18 protein-coding genes are annotated in these 20,760 nt (G+C 74.1%); 12 read left to right on the plus strand and 6 right to left on the minus strand.

Translation table 11 applies throughout. The annotated features are described in order from the left end of the window. Positions 1-234: 234 nt before the first annotated feature. Positions 235-1,674, plus strand: coding sequence for an MFS transporter (locus tag AB0E96_RS21990; protein WP_359826203.1), 1,440 nt, complete (start codon positions 235-237; stop codon positions 1,672-1,674). Positions 1,675-1,677: 3 nt separating this feature from the next. On the opposite strand, the gene AB0E96_RS21995 is transcribed toward AB0E96_RS21990, so the two are convergent. Continuing rightward, positions 1,678-2,973 (minus strand): hypothetical protein, encoded by a 1,296-nt coding sequence (locus AB0E96_RS21995; RefSeq protein ID WP_359826205.1) that lies wholly within the window; start codon positions 2,971-2,973, stop codon positions 1,678-1,680. 404 nt (positions 2,974-3,377) lie between these two features. Here AB0E96_RS21995 and AB0E96_RS22000 point away from each other — a divergent pair, with 404 nt between their 5' ends. The 3 genes from AB0E96_RS22000 to AB0E96_RS22010 are packed head-to-tail and all read left to right on the plus strand — an operon-like array spanning position 3,378 to position 7,908. Then, complete coding sequence (locus AB0E96_RS22000; protein ID WP_359826208.1) at positions 3,378-4,019, plus strand: class F sortase; 642 nt, start codon at positions 3,378-3,380, stop codon at positions 4,017-4,019. Next, a complete protein-coding gene (locus tag AB0E96_RS22005) occupies positions 4,016-5,338 on the plus strand; it encodes an alpha/beta hydrolase-fold protein (protein WP_359826211.1) in 1,323 nt (440 codons plus the stop codon). The genes AB0E96_RS22000 and AB0E96_RS22005 overlap by 4 nt, the downstream gene beginning before the upstream one ends. Next, entirely contained in the window at positions 5,305-7,908 is a 2,604-nt protein-coding gene (locus AB0E96_RS22010) for a DUF2156 domain-containing protein (protein ID WP_359826214.1), read from the plus strand. Before AB0E96_RS22005 ends, AB0E96_RS22010 begins: the two co-directional genes overlap by 34 nt. A 138-nt stretch (positions 7,909-8,046) precedes the next feature. On the opposite strand, the gene AB0E96_RS22015 is transcribed toward AB0E96_RS22010, so the two are convergent. Beyond that, complete coding sequence (locus AB0E96_RS22015; RefSeq protein WP_359826217.1) at positions 8,047-8,472, minus strand: SsgA family sporulation/cell division regulator; 426 nt, start codon at positions 8,470-8,472, stop codon at positions 8,047-8,049. A 285-nt stretch (positions 8,473-8,757) separates the two neighbouring features. On the opposite strand from AB0E96_RS22015, the gene AB0E96_RS22020 reads away from it, so the two are divergent. The 3 genes from AB0E96_RS22020 to AB0E96_RS22030 all read left to right on the plus strand — a co-directional run bounded on the left by AB0E96_RS22020 (position 8,758) and on the right by AB0E96_RS22030 (position 12,502). Then, a complete protein-coding gene (locus AB0E96_RS22020) occupies positions 8,758-10,614 on the plus strand; it encodes a DEAD/DEAH box helicase (protein WP_359826220.1) in 1,857 nt (618 codons plus the stop codon). A 392-nt stretch (positions 10,615-11,006) separates the two neighbouring features. Next, complete coding sequence (locus AB0E96_RS22025) at positions 11,007-11,657, plus strand: helix-turn-helix domain-containing protein (RefSeq protein ID WP_049654777.1); 651 nt, start codon at positions 11,007-11,009, stop codon at positions 11,655-11,657. Between the two features lie 38 nt (positions 11,658-11,695). Further along, a complete protein-coding gene (locus AB0E96_RS22030; RefSeq protein WP_359826224.1) occupies positions 11,696-12,502 on the plus strand; it encodes a S16 family serine protease in 807 nt (268 codons plus the stop codon). A gap of 87 nt (positions 12,503-12,589) precedes the next feature. Here the strand turns inward: AB0E96_RS22030 and AB0E96_RS22035 are convergent, their stop codons facing one another. Continuing rightward, a complete protein-coding gene (locus tag AB0E96_RS22035) occupies positions 12,590-13,360 on the minus strand; it encodes a helix-turn-helix domain-containing protein (RefSeq protein WP_359826228.1) in 771 nt (256 codons plus the stop codon). Positions 13,361-13,512: 152 nt separating this feature from the next. Continuing rightward, a complete protein-coding gene (locus AB0E96_RS22040; RefSeq protein WP_359826231.1) occupies positions 13,513-14,079 on the minus strand; it encodes an Lrp/AsnC family transcriptional regulator in 567 nt (188 codons plus the stop codon). 204 nt (positions 14,080-14,283) lie between these two features. Between AB0E96_RS22040 and AB0E96_RS22045 the strand changes: the two genes are divergently transcribed. Further along, positions 14,284-14,826, plus strand: a complete 543-nt coding sequence (locus AB0E96_RS22045) for a VOC family protein (RefSeq protein ID WP_359826233.1) — start codon at positions 14,284-14,286, stop codon at positions 14,824-14,826. Between the two features lie 62 nt (positions 14,827-14,888). Here the strand turns inward: AB0E96_RS22045 and AB0E96_RS22050 are convergent, their stop codons facing one another. After that, positions 14,889-15,482 carry a hypothetical protein gene (locus AB0E96_RS22050; protein ID WP_359826236.1) on the minus strand — a complete coding sequence of 198 codons (594 nt, stop codon included), beginning with the start codon at positions 15,480-15,482 and terminating at the stop codon, positions 14,889-14,891. A 134-nt stretch (positions 15,483-15,616) separates the two neighbouring features. On the opposite strand from AB0E96_RS22050, the gene AB0E96_RS22055 reads away from it, so the two are divergent. From AB0E96_RS22055 to AB0E96_RS22065, 3 genes are all read left to right on the plus strand, one after another. Then, entirely contained in the window at positions 15,617-16,321 is a 705-nt protein-coding gene (locus tag AB0E96_RS22055) for a response regulator transcription factor (RefSeq protein WP_359826239.1), read from the plus strand. Then, positions 16,318-17,871, plus strand: coding sequence for a HAMP domain-containing sensor histidine kinase (locus AB0E96_RS22060; RefSeq protein WP_359826242.1), 1,554 nt, complete (start codon positions 16,318-16,320; stop codon positions 17,869-17,871). Before AB0E96_RS22055 ends, AB0E96_RS22060 begins: the two co-directional genes overlap by 4 nt. 111 nt (positions 17,872-17,982) lie before the next feature. Beyond that, positions 17,983-19,383 carry a glycosyltransferase 87 family protein gene (locus tag AB0E96_RS22065; RefSeq protein ID WP_359826245.1) on the plus strand — a complete coding sequence of 467 codons (1,401 nt, stop codon included), beginning with the start codon at positions 17,983-17,985 and terminating at the stop codon, positions 19,381-19,383. Between the two features lie 255 nt (positions 19,384-19,638). Here the strand turns inward: AB0E96_RS22065 and AB0E96_RS22070 are convergent, their stop codons facing one another. Next, the gene (locus AB0E96_RS22070) at positions 19,639-20,055 is read right to left on the minus strand and encodes an SsgA family sporulation/cell division regulator (protein WP_097237712.1); all 417 of its coding nucleotides are present in this window, start codon (positions 20,053-20,055) and stop codon (positions 19,639-19,641) included. A gap of 402 nt (positions 20,056-20,457) precedes the next feature. Here AB0E96_RS22070 and AB0E96_RS22075 point away from each other — a divergent pair. Beyond that, a partial coding sequence (locus AB0E96_RS22075) for a DUF2510 domain-containing protein (RefSeq protein WP_359826248.1) occupies positions 20,458-20,760 on the plus strand: 303 nt, incomplete at its 3' end.

The raw sequence follows: 20,760 nt of genomic DNA on the forward strand, positions 1-20,760 counted from the left end.
ACGCGGTCTGGGTCGGCATCGGCGCGGTCGGCACCGCGGTCTACGGCATGGCCGTCCTGGGGGACGCGGTGACCATGGCCCGGATCGCCTGCCTGCTGCTGATCGTCTCCGGCGTGGTGGGCCTCAAGGTGCTCCACTGACCTCCGCCGGACCCTTGGCCTACGCCTCGGGACCGAGTCGTTCACCGACCGGGGTCAGGGGTCACCGAGGCGGACGGCTCTTACGATGTCAGGTATGACCACTGCCTCCCCCACCTCGGTCGATGCCGTACCGATACCCCTCGACGACGACCCCGGTGGCGGGGTGCTCGGCGGTCGCTACCGGGCCCTGACCCTGGGCATCGTCTCGGTGGTCCTGGTGATCGCCTTCGAGGCGACCGCCGTCAACACCGCGATGCCGGACGCGGCCGACCAGCTGCACGGCCTCTCGCTGTACGCCTTCGCCTTCTCCGGCTACTTCACCACCACCCTGTTCGCCCTGGTCGTCTCCGGCCAGTGGTGCGACCGGCGCGGCCCGATGCAGCCGCTGTTCACCGGCATCGCGGTGTTCGGCGCCGGTCTGGTGGTGGCCGGCACGGCGCCCGGCATGTGGGTGTTCGTGGGCGGGCGGGCGATCCAGGGCCTGGGCGGCGGGCTGGTGATCGTCGCGCTGTACGTGGTGGTCGGCCGGGCCTACCCGGAGCGGCTGCGGCCGGCCGTGTTCGCGGCCTTCTCCTCGGCCTGGGTGCTGCCCTCGATCGTCGGCCCGCTGGTCGCCGGGGCCGTCACCCAGCACCTGGGCTGGCGCTGGGTCTTCCTCGCCGTGCCGGTGCTGATCCTGCTGCCGCTGGCCGTGATGGGCCCGGCGCTGGCCCGCTCCGAGCGCGAGCACCCGGTGTCCAGGGGCGGGGAGTTCGACCGCCGCCGCACCCGGCTCGCCGCGATGGCCGCGCTCGGCGCCGGCCTCGTGCAGTACGCGGGGCAGCGCCTCGACCTGATCGGGCTGATCCCCGGGGCGGCCGGGGCGGCGCTGCTGGTGCCGGCCGTGCTGGGGCTGCTGCCCGCCGGGACGCTGCGGGCGGCGCGCGGACTGCCGGCGGTGATCCTGCTGCGCGGGGTGTCGGCCGGGGCCTTCTTCGCCGCCGAGGCGTTCATCCCGCTGATGATGCGCACCCAGCGCGGCCTCTCGCCGACGATGGCCGGACTCACCCTGACCAGCGGCGGCCTCACCTGGGCGCTGGGCTCCTGGCTCCAGGGGCGGCCGCGGGCCGAGCGGCACCGCGAGGCGCTGATCAGGGTCGGCTTCGTACTGACCGCGGTGGCGATCGGGGCCGCCGCGCTGGTGCTCGTCCCGGCGGTGCCGGCCTGGGTGGCCGCGGTGGCCTGGGGCGTCGGCGGCCTCGGGATGGGCCTGACCATCGCCTCGGTGAGCGTGCTGATGATGAAGCTCTCCGCGCCGGAGGACGCCGGCGCCAACTCGGCCGCGCTCCAGATGAGCGACGCGCTGGGCAACGTGCTGCTCACCGGCCTGGCCGGGGTGCTGTTCGCGGCACTGGGCGGCGGCTCGGTGGCCGCCCTCCACGACACGGCGGAAGGCGCCGGGTCGCCCGGCGCCTTCGCGGTGGTGCTCCTGACCAGCATCGGGGTGACCCTGCTGGGGGCGCTGCTCTCCGGGCGGGTCCGCGCCCGGAGCTGACGGTCAGCCGGCGGCGGGGGCTCCGGCCCCCGCCGGGGCTCCCAGGAAGGCCTCCCAGCCGCCGGCCGGGGCCTGGCCCGGGGCGAGGGTCTGGAGCTTGCGCAGCACCGCCGGGTCCTGGGCGTCCAGCCAGTCGACCAGCTGCCGGAAGGAGACCAGCCGGACCTCCGGCCTGCCCGCGATCGCCCTGAGGACGTCCTCGACGGCGTTCATGTAGATGCCGCCGTTCCACTCCTCGAAGTGGTTGCCGATGACGTACGGCGCCCGGTTGCCGTTGTAGGTGCGGTCGAAGCCCATCATGTACGCGTCGCGGGCCTGGCTCTGGAAGCCCGGGTAGAGCGCCGGGTCGGCCTTGGTGTTGGGGCCGCACTGGTTGTACATGATGTTGTAGTCCATCGAGAGCACCTGGAAGGTGTGCCCGGGGAACGGAATGGACTGCAGCGGGAGGTCCCACAGCGCGCCGCCCTGGATCTTCTGCGGCCACACCTGGGTGCCGTTGCCGCTGCTGTCGTAGCGCCAGCCGCGCTTGACCGCGGTGGGCAGCAGGTTGCGCTGGCCCTCCAGGCAGGGGGTGCGGCTGCCGATGAGCTCCTTGCGGTAGTCGAAGGGCAGCGCCGGCAGGTCGGTGAAGCCGGTGTTGGTGCGCCAGTTCGTGACGAAGTCCATCGCCTGCTGGATCTCGCTGTCCCACTCCTCCGGGGACCACTTGCCGACGCCGGTGGAGCCGCAGAAGTGGCCGTTGAAGTGGGTGCCGATCTCGTGGCCCTCCAGCCAGGCCGCGTGCACGTTCTCCAGGGTGTCGCGGATGTGCTGGTCGCTCAGGTAGCCGATGTCGGAGGCGCCGGCCTTGTGCTGCGGCGGGCGGTAGAGGTCCTTCTTGGACTCGGGCAGCAGGTAGAGGCCGCTGAGGAAGAAGGTCATCTTCGCGTCGTGCTCCTGGGCCAGCCGGCGGAAGCGGGCGAACAGGCCGTTGTCGAGCTCGCCGGCGCCGTCCCAGGAGAAGACCACGAACTGCGGCGGGCGCTGACCGGGCTGCAGCCGGTCGGGGACGGGCTGGTGCGGCTGGGCGCCGGTGTCCGAGGTGGAGCCGTCGCCGATCAGGATGGCCTCCTGCCTGGGCGCCGGGGCGGGGGCCGGGACGGAGCTGCTGCCCTGCTCGTCGGCCGCGCCGGTGGCCGGGACGGCGGCGCCGTCCACCCGCTCCCCGCCGGTGGCGTGGTTGCTGCCGCAGCCGGCCGCCAGGGCGGCGGCGGTGGCGGCGCCGGCCGACAGCAGGGTGCGGCGTGAGAGGGCTTCCATGGTCACTCCGTTCGTGGGGGCGGTGGGCGGCGTGGGGGAGTGCGGGAGTCCGGTCGGACAAGTGGGTGATACAACCCGTAACCGGGTCAGCATGGCACGCGGGTGGTGCCGGTCGAAGAGGCGCAGCGCGCGGTTGCGAGCGATCGCCCGAACGCCGCAACCATCGGGTCCGTTTAACCGTCGGTAGGTCGTGTCGGGCGTGTTCCCGCGGCGATGGCCCGTGGGGGGCGTCCGTCGCGCTCCGCTGTCGGACGCCCACGGAAAGCGGGGGAATGGCCGTCTTCCCTGCCGATTGGCGGGTGCCGATACGACCGTCGTACGGACGTGCCTTACAGTCCGTTCCGGTTGAATTGTTCACAGGAAACTCCCAGGAAGCTGGGTTCCGTCGGCAGAGGGGAGCGCCCATGGGCGTCCAGCGGGGCAAGGGGCCCTGGCCGGGCACCCTCGCGGCCGGTGCCGCGCTGGTGCTCGGTGCCTGGCTGCTGCACGACGGGGGCGCGTCCCTGCCGCCCGCGCCGGGGGTCGGTCAGGTCCAGGCCGGGATCGCGCCGGTCTCGATCGTCCCGCCGCTGGGCCCGTCCGCGCCGACCCGGATCCGCATCCCGGCCGTGCGGCTGGACGCGCCGGTCACCGCGCTCGGACTGGACGCCGACGGCCACCTCCAGACCCCGCCCGAGGCCGACCGCAACCTGGCGGGCTGGTACCGCGGCGGGGCCAGCCCCGGCCAGCGCGGCACCGCGATCCTGGCAGGGCACGTCGACAACAAGGCCGGCCCCGCGGTCTTCTATCATCTGGGCGCGCTCCGTCGGGGGGATCGCATCGAGATCGCCCGGGCGGACGGCGCCACCGCCGTCTACCAGCTTTACGCCATCGAAGTGCACGACCGAAAGGACTTCCCGGACGATCGGGTCTACCGTCAGGCCACTGACGCGCAGCTGCGGGTGATCACCTGCGGCGGCTCGTACAGCGAGGAGCACGGGTACGACGGCAACGTCGTCGCCTACGGCTTCCTGGCCGACACCACCCCGCCGGGCAAAGCCGCATGAGCACGCTGACCCTAGCCTCCCGCTGGAACCCGATCGACTGGCCCCTCACCGAGGGCCTGATTCCGCACGCCGTGCTGGCGGCCGGCTGGGCGGCGCTGTTCGCGCTCGCCGTCGCCCGCGGCCGGAGCTGGTGGCGGGTCCGACTGCCCGCCGCGCTGGTCACGGCGGCGGCCCTCAGTTGGCTGCTGGACGCCGTGGTCGACGGCTGGTGGCACCCCTTCCCGGAGGGCACGCCCCGGTACGTCACCTGGTGGATAGCCATCGCCCTGCTCGGGCTCTGCCTGGCCGGCTACCGGATGCGCCGGCTCACCTGGCGCCGACGGGGGGTCGCGCTGGGCCTGAGCGGCCTGGTGCTGCTGATGGCCTCCTCCGAGGTCAACATCGGCTTCGGCCAGTTCCCGAGCGGGCGCGTGATGCTGGCGCCGTGGCTGACCAAGACCGACGGGCTGGTCGCCAAGTCGGGCCAGACCATGGCCGCCCCGCCGGGAAAGACGCTGGAGGAGGTCTGGCGCCCCCCGGCGGACCTGCCCGCGAAGGGCACCGTCTCGGTGGTGCCGATCCCCGGCACCAAGTCGGGCTTCAAGGCCCGCGACGCGTACGTCTACCTCCCGCCCGCCTACCAGGCCACCCCGCGGCCGCTGCTGCCGGTGGTGGTGATGATCACCGGTCAGCCCGGCATTCCGGGGGACTGGGTGCTCTCGGCGCAGATCAACGAGGCTCTGGACGCCTACGCGGCGGACCACGGCGGCCTCGCGCCGATCGTGGTGATGCCCGACCAGCTCGGCTCCACCTGGAACAACACGCTCTGCCTCGACTCCAAGATCGCCAAGACCCAGACCTACCTGTCGGTGGACGTCCCCGAGTGGGTCCACCAGAACCTCCAGGTCGCCGCCGGCCGGACGTCCTGGGCGATCGGGGGCGCCTCGATGGGCGGCACCTGCGCGCTCCAGCTCGGCGTCAACGCGCCCGACGTCTACGGCACCGTCCTCGACATGTCCGGGCAGGAGGAACCGACCCTGGGCAGCCGGGAACAGACCGTCAAGGCCGCGTTCGGTGGTGACGAGAAGAAGTTCGACGCGGTCGACCCGCTTCAGGTGATGGCCCGAAAGAAGTTCCCGGACACCAACGTCGCGTTGGTCGTCGGCGAGACCGACGAGGAGTTCAGACCGCAGATGGAGAAGGTCTACAAGGCCGCGCAGGCGGCCGGCATGAAGGCCAAGTTCGACTTGATGCCGGGCGGCCACGGCTGGGTCGTCTTCCGGCCCGGCATCGCCGCGCAGCTCCCGTGGCTCGCCCAGCAGACCGGGCTGACCCGGTGACCGGGGCGGGGACGGCACTGGCCACCGTCGGCGAGCAGCGCGGGCCCGGGCCCGACGCGCCGCGCCCGGCCGAGCGCGGCACCGACCGGGCCCCGGTCACCCGGACGCCGGAGCCGCGCCCGCAGCGGGTCCGCCGGGCGGCCAGGGCGGTCGGCTCCTGGCTGCGCTCGGCGCCGCTGACGCTGATCCTGCTGGCCGGGCTCTGGCTGCTCGGCGCGGCCACCGGCAGCCTCGGCCACGGCCCCTCGGAGCGCCTGCTGGAGCGGTTCGGGACCAGCGTGTCCACGCTGTCCGAGGGCCACTGGTGGGCGCCGGTCACCTCGATGCTCTGGTGCTCGGGCCGCGGCTCGTACGTGTTCACCAGCCTGCTGCTGCTCCTGGTCGGCCCGGCCGCCGAGCACCGGCTCGGACGGCCGCGCACCCTCGCGGTGCTGGTCGGCGGGCAGGTCGTCGGCACCCTGCTGGGCACCGCGCTGGTCGCGTTCGGCTCCTCGGCGGGGGAGCAGTGGACCGTCTCGGTGGCCGACCAGATCTCGGTCGGCCCCGGCGTCGGCCTGTTCGCCCTGGCCGGGTTCCTCGGGTACCGGCTCACCGTGCTCTGGCGCCGCCGGCTGCACCTGCTGGTGCTGCTCGTCCCGCTGGTGATGACGCTGTACGTGGGCCACCTGCAGAGCGTCCAGCGGTGCGCCGCCGCGCTGGCCGGGCTGGGCCTGGGCGCGCTGGTCAGCCGGGGCCGCCCGCACCTGCGCACCCACCGCTCCTCGCACTCCGAGACCCGGGTGCTGGTCGCGCTCTGCCTGGTCGCCGCAGCCTTCGGGCCGCTGCTCGCCTCGCTGTACGACAACGCCAGCGGGCCGTTCAACACCTTCTCCGAGCTGTACTTCTCGCACCGGCTCAGCCCGGACGAGGTGGCCGACCTCTGCGCGCTGTCGGCGCACGACTGCGCCCGGGCGCACGCCGTCGTCCGGATCTTCGACACCCCGGGCCGGATGATGGCCGCGCTGTTCCCGGCGCTGCTGCTGGTGCTCGCCGAGGGGCTGCGCCGGGGGCTGCGGTTCGCCTGGCTGGTCACCGTGGCCACCGAACTGCTCTGGGCGGCGCTGCTGTGCTGGCTGTACCTGGACGCCGGGCCGATCAGCCGGGACGTCGTGCAGTACTTCGTGGAGGCGCTGCTGCTGCCGCTGCTGACCACGGGCCTGCTGCTGGCCACCCGCAAGCGGTTCCCGCTGCGGCTGTCCGGCCGCTCGACGCGCCGGCTGGCCCTGGTGCTCGGCGGCGCGGCGCTCGCCTCCGCGGCCACCTACGTGGGGGTCGGGCGCCTGGTGGCCGGGGAGTTCGAGCCGGGGGCCAGCGCCCGCCGGCTGGTCGCCGGGCTGCCGGCCCAGTTCCTGCCGCCCGCGTACAACGACCTGCTGCCGGACTACCCGATCGCGGTCGGGCCGGTGGCGCGCTTCCTGGAGACGTACTGCGGGCTGGCGTTCTGGGCGGTCGCGCTGGCCGTGCTGCTGTCGGTCTTCCGCCGTCCGGTGCTGCACACCGACGCGGCGGCCGCCGCGCGGGCGCGGGCGCTGCTGACCGAGCACGGCGGCGGGACGCTCTCGTTCATCGCCACCTGGGACGGCAACCACTACTGGTTCGACGAGGGCGGCCGGGCGGCCGTCGCCTACCGGGTGGTGGGCACCGTCGCGCTGACCACCGGCGACCCGTTCGGCGCGCCGGAGGACCGGGAGCGGGCGGTGGCCGGCTTCGCCCGGTACTGCGACGCGCGCGGCTGGACGCCGTGCTTCTACAGCGTCGACGGCGGGACCAGGGCCGCCGCCGCGCAGCTCGGCTGGCGCTCGGTGCAGGTCGCCGAGGACACCGTGGTGCCGCTGCCCGAGCTGGCCTTCACCGGCCGCAAGTGGCAGGACATCCGCACCGCCCTCAACAAGGCCGGCAAGCAGGGCATCTCCGCGGAGTGGTGGGCGTACCACGAGGCGCCGCTCGCGCTGCGGGAGCAGATCCGGGCGATCTCCGAGGAGTGGGTCTCCGAGAAGGGCCTGCCGGAGATGGGCTTCACGCTCGGCGGGCTGGAGGAGCTGGACGACCCGGACGTGCGGGTGCTGATCGCGGTGGACGAGCAGCGGGTGGTGCACGGGCTGACCAGCTGGATGCCGGTGTACGAGGACGGCGTGCCGGTCGGCTGGACGCTGGACTTCATGCGCCGGCGCTCGGACGGCTTCCGCGGCGTCAGCGAGTTCCTGATCGCCTCGGCCGCGCTGGGCTTCAAGGAGGAGGGCGCGCGCTTCCTGTCCCTGTCGGGCGCGCCGCTGGCCCGCAACGGGCAGGACGAGGAGCCCACCGGGCTGCAGCGGATGCTGGACTGGATGGGCAAGGTGCTGGAGCCGGTGTACGGCTTCCGCTCGCTGCTGGCGTTCAAGGCGAAGTTCCAGCCGGAGTACCGGCCGATGTACATGGCGTATCCCGACCCGGCCGCGCTGCCCGGCATCACCAGGGCGATCGGCAAGGCGTACCTGCCGCACCTGACGGCCGCCCAGGGCGTCCGGCTGATGCGCAAGCTGTCGGGCTGACCCGCCCGGGGACGGCCGTACGGGCATCCCGGGCCCCGGACCCGGGCTGCCGCCGGCTGCCGCCGGCGAACGGCTCACCACGCGGGCGGACGAGAGGCGGTCCGGAAACGCGGGCGCGCTCCCGGACGCCGGCGCCCGTCAGCCGAGCAGCTGGGCGAGCGCGCGGTCGGCGTCCAGGTGCAGGTGCTCCTCGCCCTCGGGGACGACCAGCCGGCTGCGCCACAGGAAGCGGCGCAGGTCGGCGGTGTCGAACTGGAGCAGCGCGGTGCCCTCGGGGGCCCGCAGCTCGACCATGGTGCGCCGGCCGACCGCGGGCCGGACGTGGACGTCGCCGACGCCGGCCGGCAGCTCGATGCCGGCCGAGAGCAGCTGGCGCGCGAAGATCCAGACGATGTCCTCGGAGTCCGGGCGCTCGGCGGGTTCGTCCAGCGAGAACTCGGCGGGGAAGGCCATCCGGACGGCCAGCGGGTCCTCGGGCAGGTAGGAGAGCACCACCCGCAGCCGGACGGAGCGGTGGAGGGAGAGGATCAGGCGGGCCTGGACGGTCTCTTCGACGGTGCGCACGGGTGGTCCCTTCGGTTCGGTGCGAGGCCGCGCTTCGGCAGGTGGGGTAGGTGCGGCCTCACCCTGGTGAGAGTCCCGGGACCCGTGGTGATTACCGGGTTCCACGAGACATTCGACGTGATCCGGGTCACATCGATTTCCGGCCGCGCGACCCCGGCGCGGAGCCTCGCCTGGAGGCCCGAACGGCGCCGGACCGGTACGCTGGGCGGGTTGTCCGATCGCCGCCCGACCGCGGGGCGAGGCCGCAAAACCGCCTCTGACCTGCGATGATCCCCCTCGGAGACCGTGAGTACTGCCGCCGCCTCCTCGATGCCGCTGTTCTCCGACGCACCGGAGCCGTCGGCGCCCGCCCGATCCGTCGGCCATGCTGCGCCCGCCGGTTCGCACCACCTCTCCCCGGCCTTCCCCGGCCGCGCCCCCTGGGGTACCGCCGGCAAGCTGCGGGCCTGGCAGCAGGGCGCGCTGGACAAGTACATCGAGACGCAGCCGCGCGACTTCCTCGCGGTCGCCACCCCGGGCGCGGGAAAGACCACCTTCGCCCTCACCCTCGCCTCGTACCTGCTGCACAACCACCTGGTGCAGCAGGTGACCGTCGTCGCGCCGACCGAGCACCTGAAGAAGCAGTGGGCCGAGGCCGCCGCGCGGATAGGCATCAAGCTGGACCCGGCGTACTCCTCCGGTCCGCTGTCCCGCGAGTACCACGGCATCGTGGTCACCTACGCGGGCGTCGGGGTCAACCCGATGCTGCACCGCAACCGCACCGAGGCCCGCAAGACCCTCGTGATCATGGACGAGATCCACCACGCCGGTGACTCCAAGTCCTGGGGCGAGGCCTGCTTCGAGGCCTTCGAGCCGGCCACCCGCCGGCTGGCGCTCACCGGTACGCCGTTCCGCTCGGACACCAACCCGATCCCCTTCGTGTCCTACGAGGCCGGAAGCGACGGCATCCGCAAGTCCGTCGCCGACTACACCTACGGCTACGGGCACGCGCTGGGCGACCACGTCGTCCGTCCGGTGATCTTCCTCAGCTACAGCGGCAACATGCGCTGGCGCACCAAGTCCGGCGACGAGCTGGAGGCCCGGCTCGGCGAGCCGATGACCAAGGACCTGATCGCCCAGGCCTGGCGCACCGCGCTGTCCCCGCAGGGCGAGTGGATCCCGGCCGTGCTCCAGGCCGCCGACCGGCGCCTGACCGAGGTCCGCAAGGCCATCCCGGACGCCGGCGGGCTGGTCATCGCCACCGACCAGAACGTGGCCCGGGCGTACGCCAAGATGCTGCGCGAGATCAGCGGCGAGAAGGTCACCCTGGTGCTTTCGGACGAGGCCGAGGCGTCCAAGCGGATCTCCGACTACGCGGAGGGGACCTCGCGCTGGATGGTCGCCGTCCGCATGGTGTCCGAGGGCGTCGACGTGCCCCGGCTGTGCGTCGGGGTGTACGCGACCTCGATCTCCACCCCGCTGTTCTTCGCCCAGGCCGTCGGCCGCTTCGTGCGCGCCCGCAAGCGCGGCGAGACCGCCTCGGTGTTCCTGCCGACCATCCCGCTGCTGCTGGGCTTCGCCAACGAGATGGAGCTCCAGCGCGACCACGTGCTGGACCGGCCGAAGAAGGAGGGCGAGGGCCTCTTCGACGAGGAGGACCGGCTGCTCGCCGAGGCCGAGCGGGCCAACGACGGGCCGGACGGCGCCGGCGGCGACGAGTTCTCCTACGAGGCGCTGGGCTCCGAAGCGGTCTTCGACCGGGTGCTGTACAACGCCATGGAGTTCGGCATGCAGGCCCACCCGGGGAGCGAGGAGGAGGAGGACTACCTCGGCATCCCGGGCCTGCTGGAGCCGGACCAGGTGCAGATGCTGCTCCAGAAGCGCCAGCACCGGCAGATCCAGCGCAGCAAGACCAAGCCCGCCGAGGAGGCCGACCTGCTGGAGCTGCCGGCCGAGCAGCGGCCGGTGGTCACCCACCAGGAGCTGCGGGAGCTGCGCAAGGAACTGAACGCGCTGGTGGCCGCCTGGCACCACCGCACCAGCCAGCCGCACGGCACCATCCACAACGAGCTGCGCCGCCAGTGCGGCGGGCCGCTCACCGCGCAGGCCACCGCCAACCAGCTCAAGGCGCGGATCGCCAAGATCCGGGAGTGGGCCCAGTAGAGGGCCGCCGCGCGCGGAGGAACGGTTCGGCGGACGGCGCGCACCCGGTGGTGTCCGGGCCCCGTCCGCCCGGCGCGTCCGGTCACCGGACCGGGGGCGCGCCCGGCCCTCGACGCACCCGGCGATTCGCGGTGGTTCGTCCGGAATTCGACACGGCGTTGGAGTCGATCACGCCCGAATTTTGGACAACCACTTCCGCCGCGTCATTTCCTTCACTACCTTTCCCCCACGCTCTTCCGCCGGGCGACCCCCGCGGGACGGCGTCGCGGGGCCGTGCGCGTCAAGGACGACGCCGTGCGGCCCGAGCGCGGCCACCCCCCCCACCCGCGCGCGACACCGACCTTGGAACGGCGCCGCCCGCCCCGCGAGCGCCGCGGAAAGGATTGCCCGCCGTGACTGCCGAGACCTCCCAGACCCTGGACCGCGGCGTCCGGGTCCTCAAGCTCCTCGCCGACTCCGAGCGCGGGCTCACCGTGACCGAACTGGCCGCCCGGCTCGCCGTCAACCGGACGGTGGTCTACCGGCTGCTGGCCACCCTGGAACAGCACGGCCTCGTCCGCCGGGACATCGGCGGACGCGCCAGGGTGGGCCTCGGCGTGCTGCGCCTCGCCCACCGGGTGCACCCGCTGCTGCGGGAGGCCGCGCTGCCGGCCCTGCGCAGCCTCGCCGAGGACCTCGGCGCCACCGCCCACCTCACCCTGGTGGACGGCAACGAGGCACTGGCCGTGGCCGTGGTCGAGCCCAGCTGGACCGACTTCCACGTCGCCTACCGGACCGGACTGCGCCACCCGCTCACCGAGAGCGCGGCCGGCCGGGCCATCCTGGAGGCGCGCACCTTCCCCAGCCAGCGCCGCCCCGAGCAGGGCTTCGTCATCACCCGTGCGGAGGAGCAGTCCGGAGCGAGCGGGGCCGCCGCCGCGCTGGTCGGGCTCAGCGGCATCGAGGGCAGCGTCGGCGTGGTGATGCTGAACGGCATGGTGCCCGAGCGGGTCGGCCCCCGGGTGGTGGAGGCGGCGACCGAGGTGGCCGACGCCCTGAGGTAGCGCCCGCCGGGGGCGTCGGGTGTGTTTGGATTCCCCTTGTGTCCGACACCAAGCTCCCCAAGGCCCTCACCTCCCCGCGGACCCGCGCGCTCACGCTCTGCGGTGTGCTGGTCGCCGCGCTCTTCGGCGTGGCCGCCTTCGTCCCGCTGCCGTACACCATCACCTGGCCGGGCCTGACCGCGGACACCCTGGGCTCGTACGAGGGCAAGCCGGTGCTCACCATCACCGGGGCGCCGCTGCGCACCACCGAGGGCGAGCTGCGGATGGTCACCATCACGGCGACCAACGCGGGGCAGAAGAACACCTTCTGGCGCTCGCTGCAGGCCTGGTTCGACCCGAAGGAGGCGGTGCGCCCGACCGAGACGGTCTACCCGGAGAGCAACCCGGTGAAGGCCGACGAGGCGACCGCCCAGCAGATGACCGAGTCCCAGGACGCGGCCACCGCGGCCGCGCTGAACCACCTCCACCTGTCGCCGGACCAGGTGAAGGTCAAGGTCGACCTGGGCGCGGTGGGCGGCCCGAGCGCCGGCCAGATGCTGGCGCTGGGCATCATCGACAAGCTGGCCGGGGACGGCAAGGGCGGCGACCTCACCGGCGGGCTCACCGTCGCCGGCACCGGCACCATCGAGAAGGACGGCACCGTCGGCCCGGTCGGCGGCGTCCCCCTGAAGACGCAGGCGGCCGCCCGGGACGGCGCGACGGTGTTCCTGCTGCCCAAGGACGAGTGCGCGGACGCCAAGGTGAACACCCCGAAGTCGCTGCGCCTGGTGCCGGTCGGGACCCTCGCCGAGTCGGTCTCCGCCCTGGAGGCGCTCAGGAACGGCGGGGCCGTCCCCTCCTGCTGACCGGGACGCCTCCGGCGGGCTGCCCCCCGCCGTCCGGCTCCCGCCGGCCGGGGTGCCGGGGCTGCCCCCCGGCCCCGGCGGGGCCCGTCAGATCCCGAAGGCCATCGAGGCGAAGTCGTCGCCGAGCCGGGTGCGCAGCTGGGCGGCGATTCCGGGCAGCCGGTGGGCCTGGGCCATCGGCAGGGAGACGGAGATCGCGCCGATGCCGTTGCCCGCGACGACCGGCACCGCCGCACCCGCCGAGCCGATCGCGTACTCCTGGAACTGGGTGATCGGGACGGCCCGCCGCGGGCCCTGGCGCGGCAGCAGCGGCAGGCAGGCCGGGTCCCGCAGGGTGTACGGGGTGAGCGGCACCATCGGGTAGCGGGCCAGGTGGTCCCGGCGCTCCTCGGCGGTCATCAGGGCCAGCAGGGTCTTGCCGGCCGCGTGGGCGTGCGCGCCGGCCCGCCAGCAGTGCCGGTCGATCAGCGGCGCGCCGGGGGCCTCGGCGGCCTCGACCAGCTCCACCTCGCCGTGCCGGTACCAGGAGAAGTAGACGGCGGCGGACAGCTCGTCGGCGAGCATGCCCAGCAGTGCCCTGAGCCGGGCCCGGCCGGTCGCGGGGACGTCGTACCTGATCAGCCCGGCGACCGCGGGCCCGGTGAGGTAGAGGCCGCTGCGGCGTTCCAGGTACTGGTCGTGCACCAGGGTGCGCAGCAGGTGGTAGGCGGTGCCCAGGGCGAGGTCGGTGTCCCGGGCGAGCTGCTTGGCCGTGGCGCCCTTGGGGTAGCGGGCGGCCGCCTCCAGCAGGCGCAGGGCTCGCTGGGCGGAGGCGATGAGGGTGGGGGCGGAGCCGTTGGCCGCGACCGCGTTCGTCATGCCGGGGCCGACCCGGGGGAGGGCGCGGCCGCCGGGGGTACCGGCGGATCCGAGGGCGGCGCGAGGGTTGGTAGAACGTTCATATATAGATCTTGCGGCCGTCGACGCCTCATGAATACGCCAAATCGGCGCGTCCGGGCGTCCGGTTCCTCCTACTCGGCGGCGGCCTGGTCGACCAGCGGCAGGATCCGGTACGGTACCGGGTTCTCCAGCACGATCGCGGTGGACGAACGGACGATCCCGTCGAAGCCCAGCACCCGGTCGATCACCCGCTGCAGATCGGCGTTGGACCGGGCCACGATCCGCACCAGCATGTCGCCGATCCCCGTGATGGTGTGCAGCTCCAGCACCTCCGGCACGCTCGCCAGGTGCGCCCGCACGTCCGCGCCCTGGCCCTGGGAGATCTCCAGGGTGGCGAAGGCCGTCACCGGGTAGCCGATCGCCGCCGGGTCCACCTCCGGGCCGAAGCCGCCGATCACGCCCTTGGCCTGCAGCCGGTCCAGCCGGGCCTGCACGGTGCCCCGGGCGACCTGCAGCCGGCGCGAGCACTCCAGCACCCCGATCCGGGGCTCCTCGGCGAGCAGCCGGATCAGCCGGCCGTCCAGCGCGTCGATGGAGTCGTTGGTGCCGGCCGTCGGAGCGGCGGAAGCGCCTTGCGGGGAAGCGGAGTTGGGCGATCCGGGAGAGCCGGGGGAGCTCGGGGCGTGGGCGGGGGGCATTCGCGGCACCGTCCTGTGGTGGGCATTCTGTACAGCGGCGCGGCCGATTCTCCCGCTCCGGGGCGCAGCTTGACCAGGAGGAAACGGAACAGTTGCGCGCAGGTCGGACCGGCGCCACCCTCCAGCCACACCCCCGTGCGCAGGGCCCCGCCCCGGTGCCGGGGGACGGCCACGATGGTCCGTACGCCTACCGGGAGGGCAGTCATGACCGACACCGCCGCCGAACTCGCACTGTTCGGGGCCGGCCTCCCCCCGGACCCGGCGGAGACGGGGCCGCTGCCGGCGGGCCGCGCCGACGCGGTGGTCTTCGCGGTCGCCGACGCCGAGCGGGCGGCCCGCCGCTACTGCGCCGCGCTCGGCCTGCGCTGTACCGCGTACGCGGGGCCGGAGACCGGCGAGCCGGAGACGCTCTCGTACGTGCTCACCGCGCCGGGGACGCGGATCGTGCTCACCTCCCCGGTGCGGGACACCGGCCCGCGCGGCCGGGAGCTGGCGGCGTACCTGGACCGGCACGGGGACGGGGTGCTGGACCTCGCGGTGAGCGTCGCGGACGTGTACTACGCCTACGACTACGCGGTGGACCGGGGCGCGCTGTCGCTGGCCGAACCCTACGAGGCGCGGGACGACTACGGTGCGGTGGTGCTGGCCACCATCGGGGTGCCGGGCGGGACCAGGCACACGCTGGTGGACCGGGCGGGGTACGTGGGGCCGTACCTGCCGGGGTACGTGCCGTGCGAGGGCTTCTGACGGGCCGGCGGCTGACGCGGCGTCCGCTCCCGCGCCGGGGCGGGCCGTCCGGCCGGAGCGTCTCAGCGGATCGCCGTCTCCACGATCGGCGGGTGGCCGTTCCAGGAGGCGAAGACCGAGTTGGCCTCGTCGCCCCGGGTGAAGTCGACCCGCAGCCACTGGCCGTCGGTCCACACCTGCATCTGCCAGCCCGGGTCCGGGGTGGCGGAGACCAGGGTGGCCCGGTCCGGCTTCAGGTCCAGCGCGACCTTGCCGCCCGGGATCGGGTAGCTCTTCACCGTGGACGTTGCGGTGGAGGTGGGGGCGGGCCGGCGGGTGGGCGGCGGTGCGGCGGCACCGGTGGCGGCGGTGGGCGCCTGGCCGTGCGGGGCCGTGGCGGCGGTGGCGGAGGAGGAGCCGGAGATGCCGGTGGCGGTGCCGGTGGTCGGGGAGGCCGCCGGGGAAGGGGGCCCGGTCGGTGGCGTGGAGCGCGGCTGCTCCGGGGTGGCGGACGGGGAGTGCGGCGTGCCGTCGGCCTTCGGGGAGGGCAGCGGCAGCGCCGTGGGCTGCTCGAACGCGGCGCCGGTCAGCACCGCGTGCACGCCGAGCCAGGACAGCGCCACCGCCGCCCCGGTGGCCGCCGCCCAGGCGCCGAGCTGTACCAGTCCGTTCCGCATCGTCCGCACATCCTGCCGTATTTCCATACGGAAGGAGACCGGCACCCCCGGTATTCAGCAGGGGAGTTGCACAATGTCCGGACCCACCCCCGAGGTACAGACCATTGAACGGCGATGGCGTACCGTGCAGGCCCATGGCAACAGTGCTCGTGGTCGAGGACGACCCCTTCGTACGTTCCGCCCTCATCCGCCACCTGACCGACACCGGTCACGCGGTCCGCAGCGTGGGCACGGCCCTGGAGGCGCTGCGGGAGGTCGCCCAGGTCGGCTGCGACCTGGTGATCCTCGACCTCGGCCTGCCCGACCTGGACGGCAGTGAGGCGCTCAAGATGATCCGGGGCCTGACGAACGTTCCGGTGATCATCTCCACCGCCCGGGACGACGAGGCCGAGATCATCCGGCTGCTCAACGACGGCGCCGACGACTACCTGGTGAAACCTTTCTCCGGGGAGCACCTGAGCGCCCGGATGACCGCCGTGCTGCGCCGGTTCGGCGGCGGCGCGGCCCCCGTCGCCCAGGTGCTGCGGGTCGGTGGACTGGCCATCGACCTCCAGCGGCGGGAGGCCGCGCTCGACGGGCGGCTGCTCGACCTGACCCGCCGTGAGTTCGACCTGCTCGCCTTCCTGGCCGCCCGCCCCGGCGTGGTGGTGCCGCGCAAGGAGATCCTCGCCGAGGTCTGGCAGCAGACCTACGGCGGCGACCAGACCATCGACGTCCACCTCTCCTGGCTGCGCCGCAAGCTCGGCGAGACCGCCTCCAACCCCCGCTACCTGCACACCGTCCGGGGCGTCGGGGTCCGGCTGGAGGCCGCCGGAGGCCTGGCGGAGCACCGGACATGAGGCGGTTCGGACGTTCGCTGCGCTGGGCCCTGATCAAGGCCGCCGTGGCCGGGACCACCATGGTCGCGCTGGCGTTCCTGATCCCGCTCGGGATGATGGTCCAACAGACCGCGCGGGACCGGGCCTTCACCGCCGCCGAACGGCAGGCCGCGGCGCTCGGACCGGCCCTGGCGATCACCACCGACGAGGACGCGATCAACCGGGCCCTGGCGAGTACGGACGCCGGCGGGCAGGGGCGCATGGCGGTGCACCTTCCGGCGGCCGGGCAGCCCGCCGGGGCTGGTGCTGGTGCTGGTGCGGGGGAGGGGTCGGGGGTGACCGCCGGTGCCGGTCCGGGTGCCGGCGTCGGCGTCGGATCGGGTGCCGGTCCGGGCGTCGGTCCGGGCGTCGGTCCGGGCTCGGGCGGCGAGCCCGGGGGCCCGCTGCTGGGAGAGGGCCGCGCCGCCGTGGCCGACGTGGCCACGGCCGGCGGGCAGGGCCGCTCCTTCACGGTGAAGGTGGCCGGCGGCTACGCCCTGCTCCAGCCCGTCGCGGTGGACACCGGGCGGACCGCGGTGGTCGAGGTCTTCGTCGCCGAGAGCGACCTCACCCGGGGCGTCGCCACGGCCTGGCAGGTGCTCTCCGCCGTGGCGCTCGGCCTGGTCGCCATCTCGGTGCTGGTCGCCGACCGGATGGGCAGCCGCATCGTCCGCTCCGCCCGGAAGCTCGCCGCCGCCGCCCGCTCGCTCGGCGCCGGGAACCTCTCGGTGCGCGTCCCGACCGAGGGCAAGGAGGTCGAGGGCAGCCCCGAGGAACTGCGCGAGGCCGGCCAGGCGTTCAACACCATGGCCGACCGGGTGGTCCAACTCCTCGCCGCCGAACGGGAGATGGCCGCCGACCTGTCGCACCGGCTGCGCACCCCGCTGACCGTGCTGCGGCTCAACGCCGCCTCCCTCGGCGAGGGCGACGCGGCCGACGCCACCCGGCACGCGGTCGCCCAGCTGGAGCGCGAGGTCGACCAGATCATCCGCTCGGCCCGCCGCGCCCCCGAGGACGCCCCCGCCGTCGCGGTCGGCTGCGACGCCGCCGAGGTGATCCGGGAGCGCGTCGCCTTCTGGTCGGCACTGGCCGAGGACGAGGGGCGCCGCTGGCAGCTGGCCGGCGCCGAACGGCCGGCGCCGGTGCCCGTCCAGCGCGGGGACCTGGCCGCCGCCGTCGACGCGCTGCTCGGCAACGTCTTCCGGCACACCGCCGTCGGCACCGCCTTCTCGGTGGACGTCCTGGCCACCGGCAGCTCCGTGATCGTGCTGATCGGCGACGCCGGACCGGGCTACAGCGACCCGGCCGCCGCCCTCAAGCGCGGCGAGGGGCACGGCGGCGAGGGCTCCACCGGCCTCGGCCTGGACATCGTCCGCAAGCTCGCCGAGTCCACCGGCGGGGACCTCGCGCTCGGCCGCTCCGCGGTGCTCGGCGGCGCCGAGACCCGGCTGCGGCTGCGCACCGGACCGCAGGAGGCGGCGCCCGCCCGGACCGGGCGACGGCGGACGCGGGGCGCGCTCTTCCAGAAGTGAGAGCGGCCCCCGGACCGCCCTCCGTCACACCGTGTAGTCGATCGTGTCCGGTCCCGCCCGGACGGCATCCGGTATCGTCGCTGGTTGGCCGAGCCGTGGACGGAGTGGACAGTGACAGCGGTGCAAGACGAGCGCAGCCCGGTGCGGACCGCACCCGCCCCCTCGCCCGCCCCCCTGTCGGACCGGCTCCGCCGGGCCGTCGGCGCCCCCGTCCGGGCCCTGCGCGAGGCCCCCCGCCGTCCGCTGCTGGCAGCCTCGGCCGTGGCGCTGTTCTCCCTGCTGGTGTACGCGGTGGTCCGCCACTTCGTCCACACCTCGATGGTGGACATGATCGTCTACCGGGCCGAGGGCGCCGCCGTGGCCAACGGCACCGACCTGTACGCGCTGCGCGTCACCGAGTGGAACCTGCCCGCGACGTACCCGCCGTTCGCGGCGATGCTGTTCGTCCCGACCACCTGGTTCCCGATCCCCTTCCTCCGGGTGGCGATCACTCTCGGCAACCTCGGGCTGCTCGCCCTGCTGACCCACCTGTCCTTCAAGCTGGCCGGCTGGCCGCGCCGCGAGCTGCGGCCGATCGGCGTGGTCCTGGTGACCGGCCTCGGGGTCTGGCTCGAACCGGTGTTCACCACGCTGCGCTACGGCCAGATCAACCTCGCGCTGGCCTGCCTGGTCCTCTGGGACCTCACCCGCGCGGACGGGCGGCGGAGCAAGGGCGTGGCGATCGGCATCGCGGCCGGCATCAAGCTCACCCCCGGCCTGTTCGCGGTCTACCTGCTGATCACCGGCCGGATCCGGGCCGCCTTCGTGGCGGGCCTCACCTTCGTCGGCACCTTCCTGCTCGGCGCCCTGGTCCTGCCCGACGCCACCCGGGGCTTCTGGACCGAGTACCTCTACGACTCCTCCCGGGTCGGCAAGACCTGGATCGTCGACAACCAGTCGCTGCGCGGCGCCTTCGCCCGCCTGCTGCACACCGCCGACCCCGGCATCGCCGCCACCGCGGGCGCCGGTCTGGTCGCGCTGGCCGGGCTCGGCGTCGCCGCCTGGGCCGCGCGCAGCGGCCGCTGGCTGCCGCGGGCCGAGGCCTGGGGCGTCTGCTGCGCGGCCGTCACCGCCGTACTGATCTCACCGATCAGCTGGACTCACCACTGGGTCTGGTGCGTGCCGATGCTGGTCCTGCTCGCCGCCGAGGCCTCGGTCGAGCACGCCCGCCCGGCCGGCGTCCGCCGGCTGCGCTGGCGGGCCGTCTTCTGGGCCACGCTGGTCGCCTTCCTGTCCTTCGCGATGTGGGCGGCGAAGCCGGTCGGCCTGGCCGTCCTCGACATGGCGCCGTGGCGACAGCTGCCGACCTCGGTCTATCCGTGGGTCGGCCTCTGCTTCCTGCTCGCCGCCGCCGTCCGGATAAGGGCCCGACGGCTCTCGGCCGGCGCGCCGCTGGTCCGGCTGCCCGGACAGCGGGACGCCGGTGGCCCGGACGCCGCCCGCGGCCGTCAGCAGGCCCCCGCGGCCCGCTGAGCCGGCGGGGGCGCCGCTCCCGTTCCCTCGTCCCCGCCTCTTCCCGCGGGGTCCTCTCCTCCGGGGCTCCGGCCGGGACTTCTCCGGTCCGGGTCCTTCCGGCAGGGGTTCTTCCGGAAGGGGTTCTTCCGACCGGGCCCGCTCCCGCCGTGCCCGCTGCTCGTCCTCCGCTCCGCGTTCCCGCGGATGTTCGAGCCCGTGCTGGTGTACGTGCCCGTGCTGGTGTACGTGCCAGTGCACGCTGCGGCGCACGCCCTAGGCGAGCAGCTCGGCGAGCGAGCCGTCCATGTCGAGCGCGGCCAGCTCGCTGCCCGGCGGGACCAGCCGGTGCGCGCGCTCCAGCCAGGCCGCGACGGCGGGCAGCGGGGCCTCCAGCAGAGCGTCCCCGGCGGGCGAGCTCAGTGCCAGACAGAGCACGCTGCGCCGGCCCGAGCGGGTCGGCCAGATCCGCACGTCGCCCTGGCCGCACGGGCGGAAGGTGCCCTCGACCAGCAGCTCGCGGGCGAACACCCAGGTCACCGGGGAACCGGTGTCCAGGTGGAAGGTGATGTACACCGCGTACGGGTCGTGGCTGCCGTAGGACAGCCGGGCCGGGACCGGGACGCTGTGCTCCGGGGAGAGCACCAGGTTGAGCTCCAGCTCGTGTTCGACGACGCTGACGGGACGCTCCATGATCGTCTTTCCTCTCTGCCTCGGGCGGTGCCCGGTTCCGGGCGCCTTTGACCTTTGAGAGGGCGGTCCGCACCGGCTCTTACACACGTTTCCGGGATTTCTTCGGGAAGTTCGGTGAGGAGTGGTGAACAGTGAGCGGACGGCGCGTGATCACCGCCACGCGCCGGTTCTCTACCTTGAGCGACCCCCCGTTGTCCGGAGAATCGCGAACTTTCCCTGGTGGTCCCGGTGAGGTACTACCCTTTGTGACTGCCCGGCGACTGTCCGCCCACCGGCGATGCCCCCACACGCGCCGAGTTCCGGGCGTGCGCCGGGTCGTGCGCGCGGGTGGCCGCCTCTGCGGCGGTCGGGCCCGGTCGGGCCGGCCGTCCTCGTCAGGACCTGCCAGGAAAGAAGACCCCCATGACGGACCGCCCCTTCGCCGCCGCCGGCGACCCGGCCGTCTCGCCCGAGCCCGGTTACTACCCGGACCCCTCCATCCCCGGCTTCGTCCGGTACTGGGGCGGCTCGGCCTGGGTGCCCGGTACCAGCCGGCACGCACCCGTCGAGGGCGAGGTGCTGGAGCCGCCCCGGTACGTGACCCGGCGGCCCGCCCCGGACGGCGCGGCGGCCTGGGAGTGCAGTGGACCGCCCGGCGGGCCGGGCATCCGGACTGGCAGCACATGGCGCCCAACCGGATCGGCGAGATCACGGTCCGCGCCGGCG

This window comes from Kitasatospora sp. NPDC036755 (assembly GCF_040636595.1).
In the GTDB taxonomy this organism is placed as follows: Bacteria; Actinomycetota; Actinomycetes; order Streptomycetales; family Streptomycetaceae; genus Kitasatospora.

Coding starts and splice junctions, on each gene's coding strand:
- AB0E96_RS21990 (WP_359826203.1), top strand. CDS start 235: ATGACCACTGCCTCCCCCACCTCGGTCGATGCCGTACCGATACCCCTC.
- AB0E96_RS21995 (WP_359826205.1), bottom strand. CDS start 2,973: ATGGAAGCCCTCTCACGCCGCACCCTGCTGTCGGCCGGCGCCGCCACC.
- AB0E96_RS22000 (WP_359826208.1), top strand. CDS start 3,378: ATGGGCGTCCAGCGGGGCAAGGGGCCCTGGCCGGGCACCCTCGCGGCC.
- AB0E96_RS22005 (WP_359826211.1), top strand. CDS start 4,016: ATGAGCACGCTGACCCTAGCCTCCCGCTGGAACCCGATCGACTGGCCC.
- AB0E96_RS22035 (WP_359826228.1), bottom strand. CDS start 13,360: ATGACGAACGCGGTCGCGGCCAACGGCTCCGCCCCCACCCTCATCGCC.
- AB0E96_RS22040 (WP_359826231.1), bottom strand. CDS start 14,079: ATGCCCCCCGCCCACGCCCCGAGCTCCCCCGGCTCTCCCGGATCGCCC.
- AB0E96_RS22045 (WP_359826233.1), top strand. CDS start 14,284: ATGACCGACACCGCCGCCGAACTCGCACTGTTCGGGGCCGGCCTCCCC.
- AB0E96_RS22050 (WP_359826236.1), bottom strand. CDS start 15,482: ATGCGGAACGGACTGGTACAGCTCGGCGCCTGGGCGGCGGCCACCGGG.
- AB0E96_RS22055 (WP_359826239.1), top strand. CDS start 15,617: ATGGCAACAGTGCTCGTGGTCGAGGACGACCCCTTCGTACGTTCCGCC.
- AB0E96_RS22060 (WP_359826242.1), top strand. CDS start 16,318: ATGAGGCGGTTCGGACGTTCGCTGCGCTGGGCCCTGATCAAGGCCGCC.
- AB0E96_RS22070 (WP_097237712.1), bottom strand. CDS start 20,055: ATGGAGCGTCCCGTCAGCGTCGTCGAACACGAGCTGGAGCTCAACCTG.